Source organism: Nioella nitratireducens, from assembly GCF_001879715.1.
GTDB lineage: Bacteria > Pseudomonadota > Alphaproteobacteria > Rhodobacterales > Rhodobacteraceae > Nioella > Nioella nitratireducens.
This window is the reverse complement of record NZ_MNBW01000010.1, coordinates 154,440-162,032: the sequence shown is the minus strand read 5'-3', so window position 1 is coordinate 162,032 and position 7,593 is coordinate 154,440. Positions and strand designations below refer to the sequence as shown.

Below are 7,593 nucleotides of genomic sequence, written 5' to 3'. Positions count from 1 at the left end.
CGACCTTCGCCTTGAACTCGGGCGCGTGCTGCTTGCGTTTCGACATCTCTGATCTCCTTCTCGTCGAAGATCAGCAAACTGCAATTCGTAGCTTATGTCAGTGTCCGAAATTCGGGGGGGTAGCTCACTGTTCGAGGCGGCGGGGGGCGGTGCGGTGTTCGGGGAGGTCCTCGACACCTTTTATGGCGGCGCGCACTGCCCGCTGACCATGGATCTGCTGGGGCGGCAATGAAAAGCGCCGCGCGGGGCGCGGACCCGGCGGCGCAGTCAAACAGGTCCGGCGACCTTATGGTTCAGAGCTTTTGCAACTCGACCGCAGAGTCCCGACCGTCGCGGCCTTCACGCAGTTCGTAGCTGACTTTCTCGTTATCGGCGAGGCCGGTCATGCCAGAGCGTTCCACGGCGGAAATGTGCACGAACACATCCTTGCCGCCATCGTCGGGGGCGATGAAGCCATAGCCTTTGGTGGTGTTGAACCATTTTACGGTGCCAGTGGGCATATCCGTCTTCCTTCTCAAGTCCTTTTTTCCGCCCACGGAACTGCGGCGGTACGGTGCCGACAGATGATTCAGGCCGGCTTTCTTGAGAGCGCGGTTTCGCAAAATTCTGTTGTCACGGCACGCAAGATGAGGTGATTTCAGAAAAACGCAAGAATTTTTCGGCCTGTTTCATGGGATTGTCATGGCAGGGCGCGGCACGGAGGCAACATGCAGCTTTATGGTTTGAAAACATGCGACACATGCCGAAAGGCCCTGAAAACGCTGGCTGCGGGCGGGCATGAGGTGACGTTCCGTGACGTGCGGGGCGACCCGTTGGAGACCGCCGACCTGGCCGATTTCCTCGATGCCTTCGGGCCGTCGCTGGTCAACACCCGCTCGACCACGTGGCGCGGCCTGAGCGAGGAAGACCGCGCCGGTGCGCCGCTGGCGCTGTTGCAGGCGCACCCGGCGATGATGAAGCGCCCGGTGATCCGCGCGCGCGACGGAACGCTCTATCTGGGCTGGGGCAAGGAGGTTCAGGCAGCGCTGCTTTGACCTCGCCGCAGTAGGGTGTCGAGCGACAGCACGCCGCCCCCGCGCAGAACCAGCGTCAGCAGCAGAAACACCCAGAAGGCGCGTTGGTCGAGGATCAGGCTATCTGGCACGCGATCGAACCAGCGGCCCAGATCGTCAGCGGCAACGCCATGGCCGACCACATCGACCCAGCTTTGCGCGATCACGAAACCGATCATCCCAAGCGCGGCGAGCCGGGTGAAGAGGCCCAGAAGGATGAGCAGCGGAAACAGCAACTCGCCCCAAGTCGCGCCAAGCACCAGCAGGTGCCACGGCAAGGCGATCTGGCTGGTGTCATAGCTGACGGCCTCGGCCATGCGGGGCAGGATCTGGACATAGGCCGATACACTCGGGCGGAAGATCCCGAACAGCCCGTCGCCCAGCTTGGTGAGGGCCGAATTCCAGTAATAGAACATCAGCGTGGCGGCAAAAACGAGCCGGGCCAGAACCGGCAGGAGCGGGGCCAGATGGGCCTCGATCATGGCGAACAGGCGGTCATGCAGGTGGAGAAGGCGCATCATTGATCTTCCGGTTGGGGCAGGCAAAGCGCGCCCGAGGTCAGGAAAACGGTCAGAAGCGCGGCCACGTCCAGCCCCGGCGCGGCGTCGATGGCGCGTTCGAGGGCAAGGGACAGCGGCGTGTGGCCTGTCAGGGCTTCTGCGAAAGTGACACCGCCCTTGGGCAGCAGATGGGGCACCGGGTCAAAGCCGGGACGCGCGATCAGCACCGCCTCGGCGCCCGGTTGCGGTGCGGGCGCGTCCGGGTCGGTATTGCGGCGCCAGATCGACAGGATCGGATGCGGCGAGGCGACGACCCGGGTCGAGGGCGCAAGGCATGGGGTCAGGTCCATCAGCGCCTCGGGTGACAGGCCATCGGTCTGCAAGGCGTCGTGATCGGCGGCGTGGTAGGCACTGCGCATTGCCAGTTCCAGCCGGGCGATGTCCGGCAGATAGGGGTAGGCACCGAGTGCGGGAAGCCGTGCAATCAGGTCGGGCAGGGACGCGCCATACTGCGAGAGTTGTCGAGAACGCGGCGGATCATGGCGTGCCGCCATCAGGGCAAGAGTGCGAAAGCTCTTGTCCCCCAATAGCTTGTGCAGCACGGGAAACCCTGTCTGCAACGCGTCGATCAGGGACGCCGTGACGTTGTTGCGGTAGACATCGAAGCGTTTGCCCGCGGGGCGGCCCTGCGGGTCGGTCATCCCCTCTGGCATCGGGGCGGCGGGGTCGAGCAAGGCGGCGGCGAAGGTGCTGTGGTCCATGGCTCAGGCCCTCGCCGGGGTCAGGATCGCGGCGGCACGGGCGGCCTCGTCGCGCAGCACCGGAAAATCGGGCACATCATTGTCCCATTCGATCAGGGTCGGCTTTGGACCGCCTTGGGCGATGGTATGGGCGTAGAGCGACCAGACCGGGTCCACCACTTCGCGGCCATGGGAATCGATCAACAGCGGCGCCCCGTGTTCGTCGGTCTCCTCGTCGTGGCCTCCGAGATGGATTTCACCCACCTGCGCCAACGGGAAGGCGTTGATATAAGCGGTCGGGTTCCATTGCTGGTTGGTGGCGGAGACAAAGACATTGTTCACGTCCAAAAGCAGACCGCAGCCGGTGCGTTGGGCGATTTCCGTAAGAAACGTGACCTCGTCCATCGTGGACTCGTCAAAAGCGAGATAGGTGGACGGGTTTTCCAACAGCATCGTCCGACCGAGCGCCTCTTGCACCTGGTCGATATGCGCGCTGACGCGGGCCAAAGTGGCCGACGTATAGGGCAGGGGCAGCAGGTCGTTCAGGAAATGGTCGCCATGGGTGGACCAAGCAAGATGCTCGGAAAAACTGGCGGGGTGCACCCAGTCGCAAAGATGGCGCAGGCGGCTGAGGTGGTCGGTGTCGAGGGGCGCTTCGCCGCCAATGGACAGGCCCACGCCGTGCACCGAAATCGGGAAACGCTCGGTCAAAGCGCGCAGTTGCGCCAAGGGGCGGCCGCCATCCCCCATGTAGTTTTCCGCGTGGATTTCCAGCCATTTGACCGGGCCGGGGGCTGTTGTCAGGTCGGTGAAATGCTGTGCTTTGTAGCCGATGCCCACATGGGCGGGCAGGGCGGCGTCATGGCCTGTATCGAACATGGGTCTTGCTCCTGCGGGTCGAAAGACGCCCCCGGACCTGTCCCGGACCGGGGGCGTCAGGTGTCAGGGGACGTGTCAGCCGTCCATCATCTCGGTGGGGCGATACTGCGCGAGAACGTCGGCTGCGAGGCCCTCGGGCAGGTCGCGGGCGAGGCCGATATAGCCGTCCGCCTCAAGCGCGGCTTCGGATGCGCCGTGGCGGTCGCCCGGCAGGCTCACGTCGGCGCAGGTGCCGGCGGGAACGAGGGTCCAGGCGTTGCCCTGGTAGTCGATGGTCGACGTTCCGGCGCAGGTGGTGCCCGGTCCGGCGGCGCAGCTGTTTTCGCCCGCCAGCGACACGCCGTAGCATTTTTCCATGTCCTGGGCGTTGGCGCCGGTTGCGGCAACAGTGCCCAGTGCGGCGGCCACGGCGCCCATCAGCGCCAGCGATTTCATGTGAGTCGACATTGTGAAGTCTCCCTAGAGGTTTCGTCCGTTACTCTGTCCCACCCATGATCGGGTGATGGGGAATTGGTAGGTCGCGGGGCCGCTCACTGGCCAGTCACAGGGCCGTCAAGCACGACCGCGTGACGGGTTGTTAGGCCCGCGTGACAACCAATGGGCGAGCATATTGATTGAAATATAAAATGATATCAGATGGTTGGAGCTTTCCCCGTGGGCGCGCGGTCGTGCGGTCCGTAACAGATCCTGCGGCGTTCAAAGAAGAATGTTTCAATCTTTCGCCTTGGCGCGACAGCGGTGAGGTCTTATCTGGAGGATCGAAATCGCGAGAAAAAGGAGACACCCCATGCGCAATGCGGCCCTCGTTCTGGGGATCATCGCCGGTATTCTGGGAATGATCGTGGGGTTCTTCGGCTATGGCTACGTCGTCTTCATTGACATGTTCGGCGAAGTGCCGGATCTGGCCCGGCAGGTGGACAACCCCGACCTGATCAAGGCGGCCAGCCTCGTGTCGCCGATCCTTGCGATTGCCGGTGGTGCGATGGCACGGGCGCGGGCGCTGTGGGGCGGGATCTTTCTGCTGCTCTCGGCGGCGGGGATGTATTACGCCTTTGGCTTTGGCGTTTTCACCATGTTCCCGATCGCGCTGGCCGGGCTTGGCGGTGTTCTGGCGATTGCGGCGGGCAAGCCCGACGAAGAAGTCAGCCACTTCTGAGGGTCACAGCACCGCGCGCAGCGCTGACAGGGCACCGCGTTTCCACGGCACCCGATGGGTGACACCCGCCTGCGCTGCAATGCGGCCCCGATTGGCGAGATACCAGTCATAGTTCCGAAGAAGCGCGTCGATATTGGAATAGCGCGGCGCAAATCCGAGCGTTTGCCGCGCGCGGTCGATGCTGACGAAACTGTCGGTTGCGGCGGTCTCGTAGATCCATTTGTAGAGGGGCGACAGATGCACGGCCTCTAGCGCCCGCAACGTCCAGATCGCGGGGGCGGCGGGCAGGCCGACGATCCGCTTGCCGTGCCCGGCGCGGTCCAGAACCGCCTGAAAACTTTCTCGCATCGTGCCGAATTTGTCCGCCCCGATGTTGAAGGTCTGGTTGGCGGTGTCGGTCGGGCCGAAGGCGGTCAGGCATATGGCGTCGCACAGATCGGCCACGTCGAGCAACTGGTAGCGATTCGCGCCCGAGCCGAGCACCGGGAAACCGTGGCCGTCGGCGGCAAAATCGTAGAGCAACTCGAACGCGCCCAACCGTTCCGGGCCGACGAAGCTCTTGGGGCGGAGGATGGGCAGCACCATGCCGCTTGCGCGAAAGCTCTGGCAAATCCTCTCGGCCTGCACCTTGGACTCGCCATAAGGGCCGACGCCCTGCATTGGATCATCCTCGACCAACGGGTGGTGATCGGGGATGCCGTAAACGGCGGTGGAGGAAATGTGCACGACGCGCGGCGTTGCCTTCCGGCGCGCGGTGTCCAGCAGGGCCTTGGTGCCATCGACATTGGTCGAGTGGATCTCGGACGGCGCTGCCAAGGGCAGGGCGGCGGCGCAATGGACGACAACGTCCACGCCGTCAAAGGCACGGTCATGCAGGCTGGTGTCACGGATATCGCCTTGCAAAACCTCGATCCGCTCTGCCTCGGGGTAAGCAAAGGGGGCGATGTCGTAGCTGCGGACACGATGACCGCGCGCCAGCAGGTCACGGATCAGGTTGATCCCCAGAAACCCGGCGCCGCCAGTGACAAGGAACGTGCTGGACGTCGGGTCGGTCATGGTGCCTCGTGCCGTTGGATCGGTTTCCTGCACCATGCCGCCTGCCTGCACCCCCGGATATGACCTGCGTCAAGGCGAGGCGAGGACAGCGAAGGGCTGTCCTCGCGGAAGATCAGCGCAAATCCGGCGGTATCGCGTCGCCGCCGAGGCTGGCAACGATGTCGTCCAGCGAGACGACCGACGTCTGCTTTTCGCCCAAACGGCGAACGGTTACGGTGCGATCCTCGACCTCCTTGCGGCCAATGGCGAGGATCACCGGCACCTTGCCCACGGAATGTTCGCGGATCTTGTAGTTGATCTTCTCGTTGCGAATATCCGCCTCGGCCCGAACACCGGCGGCTTGCAGTTTTGCCACGGTTTCCTGCACGAAATCGTCGGCCTCGGACACGATCGAGGCCACCACCACCTGACGTGGGGCCAGCCAGAACGGCAGCTTGCCCTCCCAGTTCTCGATCAGGATGCCGATGAAACGCTCGAACGAGCCAAGGCAGGCGCGGTGCAGCATGAAGGGGCGGTGTTTCTCGCCGTCCTGCCCGATATAGACGGCGCCGAGGCGCTCGGGCAGGTTGGGATCGACCTGGAACGTGCCGCATTGCCAGACCCGGCCAATGGCATCGGTCAGATAGAAGTCGAGCTTGGGGCCGTAGAATGCGCCGTCGCCCGGTTCCAGCGTATAATCGCGGCCCACGGCCTTGATCGCGTTTTCCAGCGCGCCTTCGACATAATCCCAGCTTTCATCCGTGCCGACGCGCTTTTCGGGCCGGGTGGCGAAGCGGATTTCGAAATCGTCGAAGCCCAGTTCCTTGTAGACATTGGCGAGGAAGTCGATGAAGCGCGCGCATTCCGACTGGATCTGGTCCTCGGTGCAGAAGATATGCGCATCGTCCTGGGTAAAGCCACGCACCCGCATGATGCCGTGCAGCGCCCCCGAGGGCTCGAACCGGGCGCAAGACCCGAATTCAGCCAGACGAAGCGGCAGGTCGCGGTAACTTTTCAGCCCTTGGTTGAACACCTGCACGTGGCAGGGGCAGTTCATCGGCTTCAGCGCATTGATCCGCGTCTGGTCGCGGTTCTTGGCTTCGGCATCGTCATTTTCGCCGTCGCGGCTTTCATCCACTTCGACGATGAACATGTGATGCTGGTATTTCTCCCAGTGACCCGAGGCCTCCCACAGCTTGCGGTCCACGACTTGCGGCGTGTTGATCTCGCGATAGCCGCCGGCGCGTTGCTTGCGGCGCATGTAGTCCTGCAAGGCGGTGTAGATGGTCCAGCCGCCGGGATGCCAGAAAACCTGCCCCGGGGCCTCTTCCTGCATGTGGAAGAGTTCCATTTCGCGGCCGAGTTTGCGGTGGTCGCGCTTCGCGGCCTCCTCCAGCATCGTCAGATGCGCCTTCAGGTCGTTCTTGTTCTTGAACGCCACGCCGTAGATGCGCTGCAACATCGGGCGGTTGGAATCGCCACGCCAATAGGCGCCGGCCACCGTCATCAGCTTGAATGCGTCGGCGGGCACTTGGCCGGTGTGTTGCAGATGCGGGCCACGGCAGAGGTCTTGCCAATGGCCGTGCCAATACATGCGGATCGGCTGATCTTCGGGGATCATGCCGACCAGTTCGACCTTGTAGGGCTCGTTATTGGCTTCGTAATAGGCCACAGCCCGGTCACGATCCCAAAGCTCGGTCGTTACCGGATCGCGGCGGTTGATGATCTCGCGCATCTTGGCTTCGATCTGGCCAAGGTCTTCGGGGGTGAAGGGGTCTTCCCGGTCGAAATCGTAATACCAGCCGTTCTCGATAACGGGGCCGATGGTGACCTTCACGCCGGGCCAGATCTCCTGCACGGCACGGGCCATGATATGGGCGCAATCATGCCGGACCAGTTCCAGCGCCTGATCTTCATCCTGCATGGTGTGGATGGCAACAGCGGCATCGCCCTCGATCGGCCATTGCAGATCCCAGTGGGCGCCGTTGACGGTGGCGGAAATGGCCTTCTTGGCCAGGGATTTGGAAATGCTCTCGGCCACGTCCGCCGGCGTCACGCCAGCCGCGTAGTCACGGGAATTGCCATCGGGGAAAGTCAGGGAAATCTGGGCCATCGGCCTCAAGCTCCTCGTCGGTTTGGCGCCCACGGAACGCCCGGTTGCGGGTATTTGGTTCGGCCGAAGAGGTGACGTCTTCGCCCGCGACTGTCAAGACCGCAGCCCCGCTTTCAAC

Annotated in this window: 9 protein-coding genes; 2 read left to right on the top strand and 7 right to left on the bottom strand. The window is 63.4% G+C overall.

Annotated elements, in window-relative coordinates:
• Nucleotides 1-293: 293 nt before the first annotated feature.
• Nucleotides 294-500 carry a cold-shock protein gene (locus tag BKY27_RS12170; protein WP_071674757.1) on the bottom strand — a complete coding sequence of 69 codons (207 nt, stop codon included), beginning with the start codon at nucleotides 498-500 and terminating at the stop codon, nucleotides 294-296.
• Nucleotides 501-707: 207 nt separating this feature from the next.
• Here BKY27_RS12170 and BKY27_RS12165 point away from each other — a divergent pair, with 207 nt between their 5' ends.
• Nucleotides 708-1,034, top strand: a complete 327-nt coding sequence (locus BKY27_RS12165; RefSeq protein WP_071674756.1) for an arsenate reductase family protein — start codon at nucleotides 708-710, stop codon at nucleotides 1,032-1,034.
• Here the strand turns inward: BKY27_RS12165 and BKY27_RS12160 are convergent.
• The 4 genes from BKY27_RS12160 to BKY27_RS20650 all read right to left on the bottom strand — a co-directional run bounded on the left by BKY27_RS12160 (nucleotide 1,016) and on the right by BKY27_RS20650 (nucleotide 3,618).
• Nucleotides 1,016-1,573 carry a DoxX family membrane protein gene (locus BKY27_RS12160; protein WP_071674755.1) on the bottom strand — a complete coding sequence of 186 codons (558 nt, stop codon included), beginning with the start codon at nucleotides 1,571-1,573 and terminating at the stop codon, nucleotides 1,016-1,018. The genes BKY27_RS12165 and BKY27_RS12160 overlap by 19 nt on opposite strands.
• On the bottom strand, nucleotides 1,570-2,313 hold the full coding sequence (locus BKY27_RS12155; protein ID WP_071674754.1) for an HvfC/BufC N-terminal domain-containing protein: 744 nt from the start codon (nucleotides 2,311-2,313) through the stop codon (nucleotides 1,570-1,572). Before BKY27_RS12155 ends, BKY27_RS12160 begins: the two co-directional genes overlap by 4 nt.
• A 3-nt stretch (nucleotides 2,314-2,316) precedes the next feature.
• Nucleotides 2,317-3,171 (bottom strand): MNIO family bufferin maturase, encoded by an 855-nt coding sequence (gene bufB, locus BKY27_RS12150; protein ID WP_071674753.1) that lies wholly within the window; start codon nucleotides 3,169-3,171, stop codon nucleotides 2,317-2,319.
• 75 nt (nucleotides 3,172-3,246) lie between these two features.
• Complete coding sequence (locus BKY27_RS20650) at nucleotides 3,247-3,618, bottom strand: BufA1 family periplasmic bufferin-type metallophore (RefSeq protein ID WP_071674752.1); 372 nt, start codon at nucleotides 3,616-3,618, stop codon at nucleotides 3,247-3,249.
• A 340-nt stretch (nucleotides 3,619-3,958) separates the two neighbouring features.
• Here BKY27_RS20650 and BKY27_RS12140 point away from each other — a divergent pair, with 340 nt between their 5' ends.
• Nucleotides 3,959-4,327 (top strand): hypothetical protein, encoded by a 369-nt coding sequence (locus BKY27_RS12140; protein WP_071674751.1) that lies wholly within the window; start codon nucleotides 3,959-3,961, stop codon nucleotides 4,325-4,327.
• 3 nt (nucleotides 4,328-4,330) lie between these two features.
• Here BKY27_RS12140 and BKY27_RS12135 read toward each other — a convergent pair whose 3' ends face one another.
• A complete protein-coding gene (locus BKY27_RS12135; protein ID WP_071674769.1) occupies nucleotides 4,331-5,383 on the bottom strand; it encodes an NAD-dependent epimerase/dehydratase family protein in 1,053 nt (350 codons plus the stop codon).
• Between the two features lie 112 nt (nucleotides 5,384-5,495).
• Nucleotides 5,496-7,475, bottom strand: coding sequence for a threonine--tRNA ligase (gene thrS / locus BKY27_RS12130; protein ID WP_071674750.1), 1,980 nt, complete (start codon nucleotides 7,473-7,475; stop codon nucleotides 5,496-5,498).
• Between the last annotated feature and the right edge of the window lie 118 nt (nucleotides 7,476-7,593).

What these genes read in the sequence shown, in the direction of transcription:
- bufB (WP_071674753.1), bottom strand. Translation starts at nt 3,171, where the DNA reads ATGTTCGATACAGGCCATGACGCCGCCCTGCCCGCCCATGTGGGCATC.
- BKY27_RS12165 (WP_071674756.1), top strand. Translation starts at nt 708, where the DNA reads ATGCAGCTTTATGGTTTGAAAACATGCGACACATGCCGAAAGGCCCTG.
- BKY27_RS20650 (WP_071674752.1), bottom strand. Translation starts at nt 3,618, where the DNA reads ATGTCGACTCACATGAAATCGCTGGCGCTGATGGGCGCCGTGGCCGCC.
- thrS (WP_071674750.1), bottom strand. Translation starts at nt 7,475, where the DNA reads ATGGCCCAGATTTCCCTGACTTTCCCCGATGGCAATTCCCGTGACTAC.
- BKY27_RS12135 (WP_071674769.1), bottom strand. Translation starts at nt 5,383, where the DNA reads ATGACCGACCCGACGTCCAGCACGTTCCTTGTCACTGGCGGCGCCGGG.
- BKY27_RS12155 (WP_071674754.1), bottom strand. Translation starts at nt 2,313, where the DNA reads ATGGACCACAGCACCTTCGCCGCCGCCTTGCTCGACCCCGCCGCCCCG.
- BKY27_RS12170 (WP_071674757.1), bottom strand. Translation starts at nt 500, where the DNA reads ATGCCCACTGGCACCGTAAAATGGTTCAACACCACCAAAGGCTATGGC.
- BKY27_RS12140 (WP_071674751.1), top strand. Translation starts at nt 3,959, where the DNA reads ATGCGCAATGCGGCCCTCGTTCTGGGGATCATCGCCGGTATTCTGGGA.
- BKY27_RS12160 (WP_071674755.1), bottom strand. Translation starts at nt 1,573, where the DNA reads ATGATGCGCCTTCTCCACCTGCATGACCGCCTGTTCGCCATGATCGAG.